At 64.5% G+C, this 15,028-nt stretch carries 13 protein-coding genes; 6 read left to right on the top strand and 7 right to left on the bottom strand.

Features of this window, described 5'->3' with window-relative positions:
- Nucleotides 1-44: 44 nt before the first annotated feature.
- Nucleotides 45-1,352, top strand: coding sequence for an NAD(P)/FAD-dependent oxidoreductase (locus ACODS2_RS05995; RefSeq protein WP_488997998.1), 1,308 nt, complete (start codon nucleotides 45-47; stop codon nucleotides 1,350-1,352).
- 52 nt (nucleotides 1,353-1,404) lie between these two features.
- On the opposite strand, the gene ACODS2_RS05990 is transcribed toward ACODS2_RS05995, so the two are convergent.
- Entirely contained in the window at nucleotides 1,405-2,478 is a 1,074-nt protein-coding gene (locus ACODS2_RS05990; protein WP_488997997.1) for a tyrosine-protein phosphatase, read from the bottom strand.
- Between the two features lie 265 nt (nucleotides 2,479-2,743).
- Here ACODS2_RS05990 and ACODS2_RS05985 point away from each other — a divergent pair, with 265 nt between their 5' ends.
- Both ACODS2_RS05985 and ACODS2_RS05980 read left to right on the top strand, forming a co-directional pair.
- Nucleotides 2,744-5,218: a TonB-dependent receptor gene (locus ACODS2_RS05985; RefSeq protein WP_488997996.1), complete on the top strand. Its 2,475-nt coding sequence runs from the start codon at nucleotides 2,744-2,746 to the stop codon at nucleotides 5,216-5,218.
- Nucleotides 5,219-5,646: 428 nt separating this feature from the next.
- Complete coding sequence (locus tag ACODS2_RS05980) at nucleotides 5,647-6,765, top strand: ATP phosphoribosyltransferase regulatory subunit (protein WP_488997995.1); 1,119 nt, start codon at nucleotides 5,647-5,649, stop codon at nucleotides 6,763-6,765.
- On the opposite strand, the gene arsC is transcribed toward ACODS2_RS05980, so the two are convergent.
- Genes arsC through ACODS2_RS05965 form a run of 3 tightly spaced genes read right to left on the bottom strand, consistent with a single transcriptional unit; the run spans nucleotide 6,762 to nucleotide 8,181 of the window.
- Nucleotides 6,762-7,172, bottom strand: a complete 411-nt coding sequence (gene arsC, locus ACODS2_RS05975) for an arsenate reductase (glutaredoxin) (protein WP_298165259.1) — start codon at nucleotides 7,170-7,172, stop codon at nucleotides 6,762-6,764. The genes ACODS2_RS05980 and arsC overlap by 4 nt on opposite strands.
- Nucleotides 7,169-7,831, bottom strand: a complete 663-nt coding sequence (locus ACODS2_RS05970; RefSeq protein WP_488997994.1) for an MIP/aquaporin family protein — start codon at nucleotides 7,829-7,831, stop codon at nucleotides 7,169-7,171. The genes arsC and ACODS2_RS05970 overlap by 4 nt, the downstream gene beginning before the upstream one ends.
- Nucleotides 7,828-8,181, bottom strand: a complete 354-nt coding sequence (locus ACODS2_RS05965; protein ID WP_298165261.1) for an ArsR/SmtB family transcription factor — start codon at nucleotides 8,179-8,181, stop codon at nucleotides 7,828-7,830. Before ACODS2_RS05965 ends, ACODS2_RS05970 begins: the two co-directional genes overlap by 4 nt.
- Before the next feature lie 155 nt (nucleotides 8,182-8,336).
- Between ACODS2_RS05965 and ACODS2_RS05960 the strand changes: the two genes are divergently transcribed.
- Nucleotides 8,337-9,626, top strand: a complete 1,290-nt coding sequence (locus tag ACODS2_RS05960) for an adenylosuccinate synthase (RefSeq protein WP_298165263.1) — start codon at nucleotides 8,337-8,339, stop codon at nucleotides 9,624-9,626.
- Nucleotides 9,627-9,885: 259 nt separating this feature from the next.
- Nucleotides 9,886-10,935: a winged helix DNA-binding protein gene (locus ACODS2_RS05955; protein ID WP_488997993.1), complete on the top strand. Its 1,050-nt coding sequence runs from the start codon at nucleotides 9,886-9,888 to the stop codon at nucleotides 10,933-10,935.
- Between the two features lie 231 nt (nucleotides 10,936-11,166).
- Here ACODS2_RS05955 and ACODS2_RS05950 read toward each other — a convergent pair whose 3' ends face one another.
- Together ACODS2_RS05950 and folE are read right to left on the bottom strand one after the other, a co-directional pair.
- Nucleotides 11,167-12,120: an NAD(P)/FAD-dependent oxidoreductase gene (locus ACODS2_RS05950; protein WP_488997992.1), complete on the bottom strand. Its 954-nt coding sequence runs from the start codon at nucleotides 12,118-12,120 to the stop codon at nucleotides 11,167-11,169.
- A 14-nt stretch (nucleotides 12,121-12,134) separates the two neighbouring features.
- A complete protein-coding gene (gene folE / locus ACODS2_RS05945) occupies nucleotides 12,135-12,749 on the bottom strand; it encodes a GTP cyclohydrolase I FolE (protein ID WP_292943672.1) in 615 nt (204 codons plus the stop codon).
- 219 nt (nucleotides 12,750-12,968) lie between these two features.
- Between folE and ACODS2_RS05940 the strand changes: the two genes are divergently transcribed.
- Complete coding sequence (locus ACODS2_RS05940) at nucleotides 12,969-13,559, top strand: LuxR C-terminal-related transcriptional regulator (protein ID WP_147160301.1); 591 nt, start codon at nucleotides 12,969-12,971, stop codon at nucleotides 13,557-13,559.
- A gap of 410 nt (nucleotides 13,560-13,969) precedes the next feature.
- Here ACODS2_RS05940 and ACODS2_RS05935 read toward each other — a convergent pair whose 3' ends face one another.
- On the bottom strand, nucleotides 13,970-14,821 hold the full coding sequence (locus ACODS2_RS05935) for a TorF family putative porin (RefSeq protein ID WP_488997991.1): 852 nt from the start codon (nucleotides 14,819-14,821) through the stop codon (nucleotides 13,970-13,972).
- Nucleotides 14,822-15,028: the final 207 nt, after the last annotated feature.

Raw genomic sequence — 15,028 nt, 5'->3', positions numbered from 1 at the left:
TCTCCCCTTCAGGGGAGAGGGTTGGGAGAGGGGAACCAGCCTCAATGCCCGAAAGCACTGCATACGACGCCGTGATCATCGGTGCCGGCGTCATCGGCTGCGCCATCGCGCTCGATCTGGCGCGGCGCGGCTACCGCACCTTGAATGTCGACCGCGGCCCTGCACCGGGGCACGGCTCCACATCCTGGTCTGCTGCGATCATCCGGCCCTACTATTCGACCATCGACGGCACCGCGCTCGCCTATGAAGCGCACTTCGCCTGGCAGAACTGGGAGGAGTACCTCGGCTACCGCCCCGATTCCGCGCTGCACTACAACGAATGCGGCTGCCTCGTCCTTGAAGCGGTGGACAATCGCCAGCTCACCGGCACGCGTGCGGTTCTGCGCGAAGTCGGCGTCCCTTTCACCGATGTCGGGCCGGGCGAGCTTCCCGAATGGCTCCCCGGCGCGGACCTCCGCCAATTCAGCCCCGCCCGCCGCATCGATGACCCTGCGTTCGGCGAAACCGCGGGCGATCCGATCACCGGCGCGATCTTCTGCCCCACCGGCGGCTATATCAGCGATCCCCAGCTGGCGACCGCCCAGATCGCCGGGGCCGTGGAGCGCGCCGGTGGCCATTTCCGCTTCAACGACACCGTTCTGGCCATCCACCAGTCCGCCGGGAAGATCACCGGCCTCACCTGCGACAAGAGCGGCCTGATCCACACCCCCATCGTCATCAACGCCGCCGGCCCCGCCTCGCGCTGGGTGAACGGCCTCGCCGGCGCGCACAAGCCGGAGCACATCAGCACCCGCCCGCTGCGGCAGGAAGTCGCCACCATCCCCATGCCGCAGACCCCGCAAGGGCCAAGCCTGCGCTTCGTCATGACCGACGCCGACGCCGGCATCTACATGCGCCCGGACCAGGCGGACCGTCTCCTGATCGGCTCGCTCGAACCGGCCTGCGACGTGCTCGAATATCTCGACAGCGAGGACTACGAGACCAGCCTCACCGACCAATGGACCAATCAGGTCTGGCGCGCCGCCCTGCGTTTCCCGCACCTCGGCATTCCCAACACGGCCCAAGGCTTCGCCGCGCTCTATGACGTCAGCGAGGACTGGATCCCGGTTTACGACAGGAGCGACATCGATGGCTATTTCACCGCCGTCGGCACCAGCGGCAACCAGTTCAAGAACGCGCCGCTTGTCGGCGGCCTGATGGGCCATCTGATCGAGAGCGTGATGAACGGCGCCGACCACGACCGGACGCCCTTGCAGTTCCGCTTGCCCGCAACGGGCCGGGACGTGGGCCTCGCCGCCTTCTCCCGCCTCCGCCCCATCAACCGCGCGAGCAGCTTTTCCGTGCTGGGGTGAGTGGGGTTACGGCGACGCCTCGCTTTCTGGCCGCAGTCGTCATCCGCCAGCGTTACTCCAGGTAGCTCCGGCGCAGCGCCGCGATATCCTGCGCGGTGAGGCCGATTTCGTCCCTGAGGTAATTGTCGACCGATCCCCATTTGGTCTCGATCTCGGCAAAGGCCCCGGCGAGATAGGGGGTGCCGTCTGCCTCCAGCAACGGCTGCGGCTTGTCTGCGCCGGGCGCGCCTTGATAGCGCGCAAACATCAGCGCGACAGGGTTGTCCTTGTAAAGTTCTGGGTTGATGCGCGGCAGTTCAAACTGCGGCCGGCGATATTCGGTTGAGAGCAGATAGTCCCGCACGATCACATCGCGCGGCACGCCCAGCGCCGACATCACCATGGCCGATGCAAACCCGGTGCGATCCTGCCCAGCCGAGCAATTGAAGGCCAGCGGACCTTCGTTTCGCTTGAGCTTGTCGAAGATGACCTTCAATTGCGGCGCGAAGAACTTGGGGAAATTGTGATAGAGCGCCGCACCATTGCGCATCGCAGCGCCCGTATTCATCATCGAACCCATCTGGTAGCCGATGGCGGAATAGGCCACGCCGTCAATTCTGGAGGGCGCGAGGACGCGCTCTTCGTCAGACCGCAGATCGATCATGTTGCGCAGGCCCAGCGCGCGAATGCGGGCCTGATCCTGCACGGTCAGCAGCGGGGTTGCGCCCGACCGATAGATCGTGCCCCACCTGATCGTCTTGCCCCCTGCCGCCGGGTAACCGCCAATGTCGCGGAAGTTCGAGCCCTGCTCCAAGGGTAGCACTCTTTCGGCCACATGCACTGCGCTGCCGTCCTGGCGATCCCGGATCGTGAAAAAGCGGCGCGCCTCGGTGCTTCCCTCCTTGTCGATAAAGCTGCCGTCAAGATCGGCTGCCGAGACGACTTGCGCGTCTTTCACCGATGCCTGGGGGTCGCTGGCCACGAGCACGTCGACCGGCCCCGTCGCTTGCCACCGCACGGTCAGCGTCCCGTCCGCCGTGCGAATGACTTCCGCCCCGGTTACCTTGGCCGCCACCGGTTGTGCGGAGAGGAGGGCCATGATTGCCACTGGCACCATACCATGGCCGAGAAGCGCGCCGGTTTTCATGATAAATCCTTCACGAGATGTGCCGAGAATAGCGAACCCGCTCTCATTGGCCAATATTTTGACCATCGCGTAAAGATGATTTGTGACATTTCGATAGCAGTCACATCGGTTCTATTTGTATCCGATTCAGTGTCTTCGTTTTGCCTTCTATCAGCCGCTGAAGTGTCACTGTCAGTCCTTAGATGCGCCGCCTGAGGGGCAGGGCGGTCTAGCGAAATGCTGTGATCGGAAACCCCTGTTTACTGCTTGTTTCAGGGGGCACACGATGAAACCAACATTGAAAACACTTGCCGCGCAGATTCTGGCCGCGCAGATTCTGACTGTGTTGCTCGCAGGCGTTTCTACACAGGCGATTGCCGCAGAGGCGGCTCCCGCCACGTCAGATGATGCAGCAGCTGCCGATGCGGGCGAGCAAGGTGGGCTCACTGAAATCATCGTCACGGCGCAAAAGCGGCCGGAGAACTTGCAGCAGACCCCGATTGCCATCTCGGTGCTCGACAGCGCCGCGCTGGTCAATCGTCACGTCCAGTCGCTGGTGGATCTCAGCGATGGCGCAATCCCCAGCTTGCGCGTGGCCCCGTTCTTCTCGCGGCCGGGCGCATTGATCATCAACGTACGCGGCGTCGGCGTGCTGTCCGACAGCAACCAGCCCGCGCGCGATCAGGGTGTCGGGGTCTACATCGACGGGGTCTACCTCGGCCGACCGCAGGCGCTTGGCGCGGCCATGTTCGATGTCGAGAACATCGAAGTGCTGAAGGGGCCGCAAGGCACTTTGTTCGGTCGCAACACGGAAGGCGGCGCGGTCAGCATCACCACCAAGCGGCCCAGCGGCGAATTCAAGCTCAATACCACGGTCGGGGTCGGTAACTATGGCAGCTATAACGGGGTGGTTCACCTCGACCTGCCCAGCTTCAGCAACTTCAGCCTCAAGCTGGATGGCATCGTCACACGTCGCGGCGGTTTTGTGAAGAATCCGCTCGCAGGCCAATCAGATTTCAACAGCTACGATCGCCGCGGCGGCCATGTCGAACTGTTGTGGAAGCCGACCGATACGGTCACCGCCGATCTTTCGTTCGACTCCTCCTATGATGCAACCAGCACGCTGTACCAGCAGCTCGTCAGTGCCCCGTTCGCAGTCCCGGCCTCGGGCCCTGACAACCCTGCCATTGCGGCCTATGTCATCGCAGCGGCCACTCCCTTGCAGCCGAAGCGCGTCAGCGTTGCGGCGGTGGGGGCGATCCAGCAGCCAAGCGTCGGCAAGACGACCGGGGGCCGGTTCAACCTTGAATGGCAGGTGATGCCCAAGCTGCTGCTCAAGTCGATCACTGCCTATCGCGAAATGACCCAGACCCAATTCGACAACGCTGCCGCTGCATCGTCGTTCGTGACCCGGCCTGCGGCCAATTTTACTGGAGCCTTGTTCCAGCGCTACAGCCTTGCGGCCTTCCGCCAGAACCAGTTCAGCGAAGAAATTCAGGCAATTGGCGAGTTTGGCCGGATCAAATTTGCCACTGGCGCGCTCTATTATCAGGAGCGCGTTCAGGATGACGCGCAGGCGCCGTTCGTGGCACGCTTTTCGGACGCGGCGGGTAGCGCTTTCACGGTGGACCTGGCCGGGTATCCCACGTCAGCGCTTTCGCCCTATGTGGTGCAGCGCGCCAGCCATGTCACCACCACCAGCATCGGGGCCTATGGACAGGGCACCTACACGCCGCCGATCGCTGCCGACATGCTGCATCTGACGCTTGGCGCACGCTGGACGCGCGACAAGAAGGAGGGGCGGCTGTTCACGGTCAATGGCGCGCTTCCGGCTGGAATCAATGGCAATCCGCCGGCAGAGATCCCGCTCGATTATTCAAAATCGCGGGTCGACCCGTTGGTCAATCTCAGCGTCGATGCATCGCGCGATCTCCATCTCTACGGGAAGTGGAGCACCAGCTACCGCTCGGGCGGCGCGAACTCGCGATCGCTGAGTTACGCTACGTTCAATCCAGAGACTGTCTCGATGTTCGAGATCGGCGCCAAGACCGAGTTCTGGGATCACCGCGCGCGCTTCAATATCGCGGCGTACACGGGTTCCTACAAGAACATCCAACTCGACTTCAGCGGCCAGTATGAGGATTTCGTCAATGGCGTGCGGGTCGTCACCACGCGCACCACGACTGACACGGTCAATGCCCCCGGCACCGGGCGGCTCAAGGGGATTGAGGCCGAATTGACCGTAATGCCGCTGGAAGGCCTGACGCTCTCGGGCAGCTTTGCCTATACCAGCGTGAAGATCCCCGACACGGTGAACCCGTTCCAGCAGCGCATCAACGGCCAGATTGTCTCGGTCACGGCCGCCCAGAAGATCTATCAGGTTTATACGCCTGAATACGCCGCCAGCGGGTCGATCGATTACGAACTCCCCCTGAATGGTTTTACGGTCAGAGCCCATCTCGATGGGAACTATGATTCAGGCTTCTATTCCAACTACACCGACTCGCTGCTCGATACCCGCACCCGGGCGGTGCGCTTTGCGCAGCCGAAGGGTGAGAGCGCGTTTGTCATGAACGGCCGGATTGCCATCGCTGATATCGACATGGGCAATGATAGCGCACGGCTGACAGTTTCGGCCTGGGCGCGCAACTTGTTCAACGAACAGCATTTGTTCTACAAATCAGGCTCTCCGACTGCCGGTATCACCGGCTTCTTCAACGATCCGCGCACGTTTGGCGTGGAAGTGAACGTCAAGATGTAAGAGTCGGCCGTTCAGGCTGCCGAACAAGAGAATCCCATGCGGCCCATCCGCATGGGATTTTCGTTTCAGGGTAGAGGTTCTTCAGGCCTAAGCCGCACCGGCGAAAGGGGGGCGCTGCAGCATCTTGCCTGTCCGGCGCCCCCCACGAACTTTCCTACATCCCCCAAATCTGCAAGGCTCTGCGTGTCCGCCCCACAGTGCCGAGCCACCTGACCCATGCTGCCACCCCAACCGCCAGCACTGCCGTCATTGATCGCCTTGGCCGATCAAACTCACTCCACTAATCGAATGCAGTTATTCCTCAGGACTGTGTCAACTGTGTCAACCGTAAGGAATTCCGACAGGTCGGTGTGGGGCAGCACATGCCGCACCCAACCCGCGCAATTGGGGTTCGATTCTCGCGCGCCGTGGGCTAGGGCGCCGTTGCCATGACCGAACCGAATTCCGATCTCCTGCCCGAGGGCCTCGAAGACCGTCTCCCGCGCGAAGCCGCCGCGACCACGCGCGTGATGCGCAGCTTGCAGGACGTGATGCACGGCCACGGCTATGACCGCGTGCTGCCGCCGATGATCGAGTTCGAGCGCAGCCTGGCCGCGCGGATGGACGGGATCAACCAGCGGCGCATGTTCCGCTTTGTCGATCCGGCGAGCCTGCGGATGATGGGCCTGCGCAGCGACCATACGCCGCAGATCGGCCGCATTGCCGGCACGCGCCTCGCCGCCGCCGCGCGCCCGCTGCGGCTGTGCTATGCGGGGCAGGTGCTCACCATCAAGGGTGATGCGCTCGATCCGGCGCGCGAGCGGCTGCAGTGCGGCGCAGAGCTGATCGGGACGGACAATGTCGCAGCGGCCACCGAGGTCGTGTCCATCGCCATCGAGGCGTTGCAGGCCGCCGGCGCGCAAGGCGTCAGCGTCGATTTCACGCTGCCCGATCTCGTCGATACCCTTGCTGCCAAGGCCTTCCCGCTGGCGCCGCAGCAGATCGAGGCGGTGCGGCGCGAGCTTGATACCAAGGATGCGGGCGGGCTCGTCGATGCGGGCGGCGAGGCCTATGTCCCGCTGCTATACGCCACCGGCGATTTCGATACGGCGATTGAAAAGCTTGCCGCCATCGACGCAGGCGGCGCGCTCGCCAGCCGCATCGCCGCGCTGCGCGAGATTGCCGCAACGCTGGGCGGCACCGCGCGGCTCACGCTCGATCCTTCGGAGCGCCACGGCTTCGAGTATCAGTCCTGGCTGGGCTTTACGCTCTATGCCGATGGGGTGCGCGGCGCGCTCGGCCGCGGCGGCACTTATCGCATCGCAGGTAGCGGTGAGGGCGAAGTCGCGACCGGCTTCTCGCTCTATCCTGACGCCCTGATCGCGCAGGTGGCCGAAGCCGAACCGGCGCCGGAAAGCGTATTCTTGCCCTTCGGGCATGACCGCGATGTCGCTGCCCGCTTGCGCAGCATCGGCTGGCGCACGGTCGCCGCACTGAGCGAGGCGGACAGCGCCGCCACGCTCGGCTGCACGCACGAGCTGCGCGGCGGCGAGCCGGTGAAGCTTTAAAGCTTCACGACCTCGCCATCTTCCTTGGTGAAGCTCTCGGGCTTCCGGTCCAGCAGGCCCAGCACCAGTTCCGAAGGCCGGCACAGCTTGGTGCCCTTCGGCGTCACCACGATGGGCCGGTTCACCAGGATCGGGTGCTCCACCATCGCGGCGAGGATGGCCTCGTCGCTGGCAGCGGGATCGGTCAGGCCGAGTTCCTCCGCCGGGGTGCCCTTGGTGCGCATGATTTCGCGCGGTGCCGCGCCCATGTCGGCAAGGATCTGGTCAAGCTGCGGCCGCGTCCAGCCGGCCTTGACGTATTCGACGACCGTGGGCGCGTAACCCGCCGCCTCGATCATCGCCAGCGTATTGCGCGAGGTGCCGCACTTGGGGTTGTGGTAGATGGTGATCGGGAAGCTGTCAGTCATGCGTGGTCCTCTGCCAGAAGCCAGCCGAACACGGCAAGGGCGGCAAGCGCGCCAGCCAGCTGTCCGGCGATGAACATGGGGATCGATGCGGGCGCGATGCCCGCAAACGTATCGGTGAGCCCGCGCGCCAGCGTCACCGCCGGATTGGCGAAAGACGTTGAGGCGGTGAACCAGTAGGCCGATGTGATGTAGAGCCCCACCGCCACAGCCGTGAACTCGCGGCGGTGCTTCGAGACGGCGAGGATCGTGCCGAGCAGTCCGAATGTGGCGACCAGTTCCGCAAGGCCCTGCGCCCAACCGCCGCGCGTGTGGGCGGAGATCTGCAGTATCGGCAGTGCAAACATCGCATGCGCCAGCCACACGCCCAGCACCGCGCCGATGACTTGCGCCGCGATATAGCCAAACGCGTCCACCGGACTGAGCTCACGGCGCAGCACGGTCGCCAGGGTCACCGCGGGATTGAAGTGTGCGCCGGAAATCGGGCCGAACATGTGGATCAGGACCACGAGCCCCGCACCGGTCGAGAGCGTGTTGCCCAGGAGCGCGATGGCATCGTTGCCGCCCGCAAGCCGCGCGCCCATCACGCCGGAGCCGACCACCACGGCGAGCAGGAGCAGGGTGCCGAGCCCTTCCGCCACGATCCGCCGCGCTAGGCTCATGCACAGGCCCCACAGTCGGGCGCGAGTTCAGCGAGCGGCGCGCAGATTTCCGGCCTTCCGCCGCAGCAATCCTCCGCGAGGAAGCTCATCAACGTGCGCATCGCGGCATAGTCTGCGGAGTAAATCAGCGAGCGGCCCTCGCGCCGGGCATGGACCAATCCGGCATGATCAAGGATCGCGAGGTGAGTCGAGAGCGTGTTGGGCCGCACGCCCACTTCGCGCGCGATCACGCCGGCGGGCAGGCCCTCAGGTCCGGCCTTCACCAGCAGTCGGAACACGGCGAGCCGGTGCCCTTGTGCCAGCGCCGATAGCAGATCCACCGCGCGGGGCAGGGCAAGAGATACGGTCAAGCTCGGCTCCTGATTCGATAATTCGGCGATAATCGAAATGAATTCGCATGGCCATCCCCCATAAGCTGGTGGCGCCCCCTTTTCCTTGCCCTCAGCGCCACACTCCCCTAGGGCGCCAGCCGACTTTGAACTGCAACAGAATGAAAGCGTGAGCCGTGGCCAACGTGACCGTGATCGGCGCCCAGTGGGGCGATGAGGGCAAGGGCAAGATCGTCGATTGGCTGGCTAGCCGCGCCGATGCCGTGGTGCGCTTCCAGGGCGGTCACAACGCAGGCCATACGCTGGTGGTGGACGGTTCGGTCTACAAACTTTCGCTGCTGCCGTCCGGCATTGTGCGGGGCACGCTTTCGATCATCGGCAACGGTGTGGTGCTCGATCCGTGGGCGCTCAAGGCGGAGATTGAGAAGCTGACCGGGCAGGGCGTGAGCATCCATGCCGAAAACTTTGCGATTGCCGACAATTGCCCGCTGATCCTGCCGCTGCACCGGGACCTCGACGGCCTGCGCGAGACGGCGGCGGGTTCCGGCAAGATCGGCACCACGGGGCGCGGGATCGGCCCGGCCTATGAGGACAAGGTTGGCCGCCGCGCGATCCGGGTGTGCGATCTGGCGCACCTCGATGCACTCGATTCGCAGCTCGACCGGCTCTGCGCCCATCACGATGCGCTGCGCGCCGGTTTCGGCCAGCCGCCAGTGGACCGCGCCGCGCTGCTGGCAGAGCTGCGCGAGATTGCGCCCTTCGTGCTGCAATATGCCCAGCCGGTGTGGAAGCGTCTGAAAAAGGTGCGCAAGGCCGGCGCACGCATCCTGTTCGAAGGCGCGCAGGGCGTGCTGCTCGATGTCGATCACGGGACCTATCCCTTCGTCACCTCGTCCAACACCGTTTCGGGCACGGCGGCATCGGGTTCGGGCCTTGGCCCCAATTCGACCGGTTTCGTGCTCGGCATCGTCAAGGCCTATACCACCCGCGTTGGTTCGGGCCCGTTCCCGACCGAACTGGAAGACGAAGTTGGCCAGCAACTGGGTGAACGCGGCCACGAATTCGGCACGGTGACGGGGCGCAAGCGCCGCTGCGGCTGGTTCGATGCGGTGCTGGTGCGCCAGTCATGCTCGATCTCGGGCGTGACCGGGATTGCGCTGACCAAGCTCGACGTGCTCGACGGGTTCGACAAGGTGAAGATCTGCACCGGCTACCGCCTGCGCGGGAAGGTGCTGGACTATTTCCCGAGCCATGCTGCCGATCAGGCCGCGGTGGAACCGATCTACGAGGAAATGGACGGCTGGCAGGGCACGACCGCCGGCGCGCGTTCATGGGCGGACCTGCCGGCGCAGGCGATCAAGTACATCCAGCGCGTGCAGGAGCTGATCGAAACCCCGGTCGCGCTTGTCTCGACCAGCCCGGAGCGCGAGGACACGATCCTCGTGCGCGATCCTTTCATCGACTGACAACGGCCACGCCGAATCGGAGCGGATGCGCGCCCTGGCCGGGATGAAAGTGCATGTTCCGCGCGGTTGCAGCCCATTTTGCCGCGATGCGGAATGCATCCGCGATGCGCGGATCAAACCGTTGGATTTGCGGGGATCGTGTCGGCTCTGCCGGAGGTGTTCCCCTGGCCTGCATCCAGTTTGGAGCTTTTTGATCTTGACCTGAGCCTGTTTTGTTCCACTCTTGTTCGTATACGGACATTTACGGAGTGCGCTTTCAATGGGACAGGCTGCCAGGCAGTTCGACTACGGCAATGGCGATGCAGGAGCACCGCCCGTGGTGGAGATGCGCGATCGGGTGGAGGGCAGGCTTCAGGGCCGCGTGCAGGATCGCGGCACATCGGCTCTGGCTGTCTCCATCTTCGCGGACCGCAGCTATTTGCGGGCCGAGATGGAGGAAGACGCGGTGGCGGCCGGCCTGCGTATCGCGCAGACGGCGGATCTCGGCAATCTGCTCGGCTCGGAAGGCGGTCCGGCGCTGGGTGATCTCGTGCTGGTCGATTGCCCGGTGATCGACGGCGCCGAACTCGCTGCGCTCGCCCGGCTCGATCTGCGTGCGGCGAAGAGCGGATCGCAACTGGTGGTCTCGACCAGCATCGGCTCGCTCGACGATGTGTTCGGCTGCCTTGATCAGAGCGAAGCGCAGATCCTCGTCACCCCCAGCCGTGCTGACCGCGTGATCGCCTTGGGCCGCACGCTGGCCCGGGCCGGAAACCGCGTGCGTGAGCTTTCGGAGGAAGACCGGCTCGCGCTGCTGCGCCTTACCGAACAGGTCGGCCAGATTGCCCAGAAGCTTGAGGCGCTCTCGTCCGGTTCAGGTGCTGCGACGGCGCAGGCTTCGGCGTTCCGCTTCGATGACTCCGGTGACGAGGCGCGACTTGACGATGGCACGGACCGGCTGGTTCGCGCCGCCCGCCCGCCGCTTCCCGATCCGCGGCTCGTCCGCAAGATCATCCGCCAGCGCCAACTGCGCGCGCGCTTCTTCGAAGGTGATCTCTTCGCCGATCCGGCGTGGGACATGCTGCTCGATCTCACTGCTGCGCGCGCCGAACACGTGCGCGTCTCGGTCACCTCGCTCTGCATCGCCTCGGGCGTGCCGCCGACGACCGCGCTGCGCTGGATTGGCCAGATGACCGACGCGGGTCTGCTCCAGCGCGTTGACGACGAGACCGATCGCCGCCGCGCCTTCATCACGCTGACCGACAAGGCTGCTGATGCGATGGCGCGCTATTTCGCCGAGCTGGGCTCGGCATCGGCGATGCTGGTCTGAGCCCGGCCTAGCGGCGATCACCCGACGAGCAGGGAGGGTTGGGCGCGATTGTGCCCACTCGCCCAGCTCCACGCCTCTCGGAAGCTGTTTGGCCCATGGTGCCGTGTACCCATACGAAACTGGCAACTTTTCTATCCGGAGCTTGGGCGAATTGGGCCAGTAGCGATGGAGCCTCGCAGGGGCATTTTGCGGGGCTCGTCAATCTCCGCCTCCAGCCGCCGAACCTCCAGCTCAGGCGGCTTCGCGCGCGGCACCCAGGATGCGTTCGCCCAGCATCCGGCCGGAGATCCAGGCGCATTCCACGCGCGGGCCAAGCAGCCAGTCCCCGCAGGCGCCGATGCGCTGCTGCTCGTTCCACAGGCAGCCAAGCCCGGTGCCGGCTGACAAGGCGTAGCGCCAGCGATGCGCGGAATGAGCGAGCGGCATATGGGCATGCGCTCCGGTCGCTTCATGCAAGGCAGCGAGCAGAAGGGGCGCGATTTCCTCTGGGCTGCGCTCGAGATGTGCTGTCGACCATTGCGGTGTGGCCTGGACCACCCAGCTCTCCGGTCCGCGCCGACCGGGCTTGGCGTTATCGCGCGAGGCCCAGGCGAGGATGCCGTGGTTGCGCAGGATGTCCTCGCCGTGGGGCAGGGGGCTGTCGAAGGCGAACATGCCGGTCCAGCACGGCTGCGAACGCGCGAACAATGCCGTGCGGGCCAGATCGAAATCGTGGAGCGTCAGAATCGGTGCGGCCTGCTCGGCAGGAAGCGCAAGGACGGCAGCATCGAATTGTTCGGTCGGCATGCCCTCACCAAGGAGGCGCCATGACATGCCCTCTCGGGCAAGGCCGCTGACGTGGTGCGAAAAGCGCACTTCGTGCCGCGCCGCCATCTCGCGCACCACGACATTCATGGCGGGAACGCCGATCCACGCGTCAGCGCCCGCATCGGGCCAGCGGACTGCCAGCCCGGCATCGGCCCAGCGGGCGACTTCAGCCGCGAAACCATCATGGCGAACGGTAAAGTACTGTGCGCCGAAGTCGAAGCTCGCCTCGCCGTGTGGGGTCTCGACCCGCCTCGACGACATCCGGCCGCCAGCCTTGCGGCCCTTGTCGAACAAAGTGACCCGCCAGCCGTCCTTTGCCAGAACATCTGCACATGAGAGGCCCGCAATCCCGGCCCCGATGATGGCAACGCTACGCATGGATCTGATCGCCGTTACTTGCGGCCCATCAGCGACAGCACTTCCTTGCGGCTGCTGTCATCCTCGAGGAAGCAGCCGAGCATGCGGCTGGTGACCATGCCGACGCCTGGCGTACGAACGCCGCGACCGGTCATGCAGCCGTGCTGCGCCTCGATCACCACGGCGACGCCATGTGGCTGAAGATTGTCCCAGATGCAGTTGGCGACTTCGCTGGTCAGCCGTTCCTGAATTTGCAGGCGGCGAGCGAAGCCGTGGAGCACTCGCGCCAGCTTGGAGATGCCGACGACGCGGTTCCGGGGAAGGTAGGCGATCGATGCTGTGCCAGTGATCGGCGCGAGGTGGTGTTCGCAGTGCGACTGGAACGGAATGTCGCGCAGCAGGACGACTTCGTCATAGCCTGCAACTTCGCTAAAGGTGCGGCGCAGGTGGATGCCGGGGTCTTCCTCATAGCCGGCGCAATATTCGCGCCATGCACGGCCGACGCGTGCGGGCGTGTCGGTAAGGCCTTCGCGCTCCGGGTCATCGCCCGCCCAGCGCAGCAGCGTGCGGATTGCTTCCTGAACAGGTTCAGGAACAATCAGTTTTCCGTCCTCGTCGCGCGCTTCGAACTCGTGATTTACGTAATTCATGCGTGCGCTCCGTGGACGAGAGGAAGTTGCGCGCCGGAATGGACCACGCACTCGCTGCAGAAAAAGGGCAGAAATCCGCGCGGCACATATTGCAGCACCGTCGCAAATGGGTTTACCCACGCAGCAATCTTGGCTCTAAGGATCGGGACGGGGCCGGTTTTTGGGAACATGGACCTAAGGGCAATTGCGCGCGGCGCTCCGGAGCCGAAGGGAAAGAATATGGCAATTGGCGCAATGATCGAGAACAGCCTGGTGGCCGCGGTGGTGAGCAACCCGCGTTTGCCGGACAATCCCATCGTGGATTGCAACGCGGCTTTCATGGAACTCACCGGCTATGGGCGCGATGAAATCATCGGGCGCAATTGCCGTTTCCTGCGCGGCCCGGGCACCGAACCGGAACTGACCGCACAGTTGCGCGATGGCATCGCAGCACGCGTGCCGGTGATGGTCGAGTTGCTCAACTATAAACGCGATGGGACCCCGTTCCGCAACGCAGTGATGATCGCGCCGATCTTCGATGCTGCGGGGGAGCTTGAATGGTTCCTCGGCAGCCAGGTGGAAATCGCCGGGGCAGCCGATGCGGTGCCGAGCGCCCGCGCGGTGGAAGCGCGCGAGAAGGTCGCCTCGCTTTCGCGCCGGCAACGCGAGATCCTCGAATGCATCGCAGCCGGGCGGCTCAACAAGCAGATCGCCTACGAGCTTGGGCTGAGCGAGCGGACGGTCAAGCTCCATCGCGCGGCGGTGCTGCGCGCGCTGGGCGTTCGCACCAGCGCGGACGCCATCCGCATGGCGATCGAAGCGGGGCTCTGACGTCCGATCTGGCGGCAGTGCACCTGATTCGCCCGAAGGGGCTGCGAACCCTGCCAAAGTGGCGTGATTTGCCCTCCGGGACAGGTTGAGGGCGCGGGGGGCGAAGCCCACCTCTGAGCCATCGGGTCGATGGAGCAAAGCTCCTCTTCGCGGTCGCAAATGGGTGCGAGCCTTCTGGTCCCCCCCGCTTCACCGGGAGGTTCGCACCTGTTTCCCTGTCATTGTGAGTTTGCCAGCCGGTGCCTTGCGATAAAGCGCGAGCCGTGTCTGCAGCGCGTTCGCTTGCAGTCCGCCCGTCTGGCTGGTGATCGAAGCTGGTGCAGCCGCTTGGCCGCATTGCTTGAGGGGAAGCAAAAAGGTCCCCCCGACCATCAGGCCGAGGGGACAGGCTGCGTACCTCGTGAAAACGATCAGAATGCAGCGGTAATCGAGGCCACAAACTTCGAACCGGCGATCGTCTTGCCGTTCTTGGTTGAGGAGAAGTTGGGCTGCAGGTAGGCTGCCTCGGCATCGCTGATGTCGGTATCGACATAGGCAAGGCCGAGCGTGAGCTTGCCGAGTGCGATATCCGCGCCCAGCAGCCAATCGACGTATTCACCCGTCGGCGCGACGCTGGTGCCGTTGGGACCCAGGCCCGAGTTGCCCTTCGAGTAACCGATGTGGCCCTTGAGGGTGACCGGCGTCGAAGGGATACCGGCAGCGGCGTCGGTCCACACGTAGAAGTTGTCCGTCTTGGCGCCCGGATTATCATACACGCCTGCAACGGCTGAGGCGCCCGAGTTGTACCACTTGCCCAGCGCTTGCTGCTTGGGGGCATAAGCCACGCCGGTGGTGACGCTGGCCGGCCCGAGCGTGCCGGAAACCTTGACATAGGGTTCGACGAAGGCGGTTTTGCTGGAGCCGCCGGGATAGGTGTACCAGGTCAGGCCGACGTCGAGCGCAACGGATTTGGCGACGGGGACCTTGTAGCCGGCGATGAGGTCGAGTTCGAGGTTCGGACCGCCGAAGGTGCCCCAACCGGCGAGGTTCGACGACCAGAAACCCGCATAGGCGCCGCTTTCGTGGGTGACAGTGATGCCGCCCTGAACGGCTGCGCCGCCGTTCGACTGCGAGACGCCGCGGAAGCGGTAGTCGGAAACGAGTGCAACGGTGCCCGAGACGGTCACAGCCGGGGGAGGCGCGGTTTCTTCGGCATGCGCCGCAGTAGCGGCCAGCGCGGAAACGGCAGTCATGAGTGCCATGGTGGCAAGACGGAAATTCATGTGGAACGACCTCCCTGGGGCTGAGCCCGAGATTAAGGATACCGTTCCTGCCTGCGGCCACACTCCGCGTAGCATCTCACCAACTGGTGCTACGTCCGGTGCGGTGAAGTAATACTTACGGTAACGATTTTGCTGCTTGATTGCTGGATGGTGTCGTAATGTTGCTAGGCGTGCTGCAGTGCAAAAAAACCGGGCTGCGATGTTTTT

Source organism: Novosphingobium sp. FG137 (assembly GCF_057809735.1).
The sequence above is the reverse complement of the archived record's forward strand: the minus strand, read 5'-3'. Positions and strand labels throughout refer to the sequence as shown.

What these genes read in the sequence shown, in the direction of transcription:
- ACODS2_RS05995 (WP_488997998.1), top strand. Translation starts at nt 45, where the DNA reads ATGCCCGAAAGCACTGCATACGACGCCGTGATCATCGGTGCCGGCGTC.
- folE (WP_292943672.1), bottom strand. Translation starts at nt 12,749, where the DNA reads ATGAATTACGTAAATCACGAGTTCGAAGCGCGCGACGAGGACGGAAAA.
- ACODS2_RS05980 (WP_488997995.1), top strand. Translation starts at nt 5,647, where the DNA reads ATGACCGAACCGAATTCCGATCTCCTGCCCGAGGGCCTCGAAGACCGT.
- ACODS2_RS05935 (WP_488997991.1), bottom strand. Translation starts at nt 14,821, where the DNA reads ATGAATTTCCGTCTTGCCACCATGGCACTCATGACTGCCGTTTCCGCG.
- ACODS2_RS05950 (WP_488997992.1), bottom strand. Translation starts at nt 12,120, where the DNA reads ATGCGTAGCGTTGCCATCATCGGGGCCGGGATTGCGGGCCTCTCATGT.
- ACODS2_RS05985 (WP_488997996.1), top strand. Translation starts at nt 2,744, where the DNA reads ATGAAACCAACATTGAAAACACTTGCCGCGCAGATTCTGGCCGCGCAG.
- ACODS2_RS05990 (WP_488997997.1), bottom strand. Translation starts at nt 2,478, where the DNA reads ATGAAAACCGGCGCGCTTCTCGGCCATGGTATGGTGCCAGTGGCAATC.
- ACODS2_RS05970 (WP_488997994.1), bottom strand. Translation starts at nt 7,831, where the DNA reads ATGAGCCTAGCGCGGCGGATCGTGGCGGAAGGGCTCGGCACCCTGCTC.
- ACODS2_RS05955 (WP_488997993.1), top strand. Translation starts at nt 9,886, where the DNA reads ATGGGACAGGCTGCCAGGCAGTTCGACTACGGCAATGGCGATGCAGGA.
- arsC (WP_298165259.1), bottom strand. Translation starts at nt 7,172, where the DNA reads ATGACTGACAGCTTCCCGATCACCATCTACCACAACCCCAAGTGCGGC.
- ACODS2_RS05940 (WP_147160301.1), top strand. Translation starts at nt 12,969, where the DNA reads ATGGCAATTGGCGCAATGATCGAGAACAGCCTGGTGGCCGCGGTGGTG.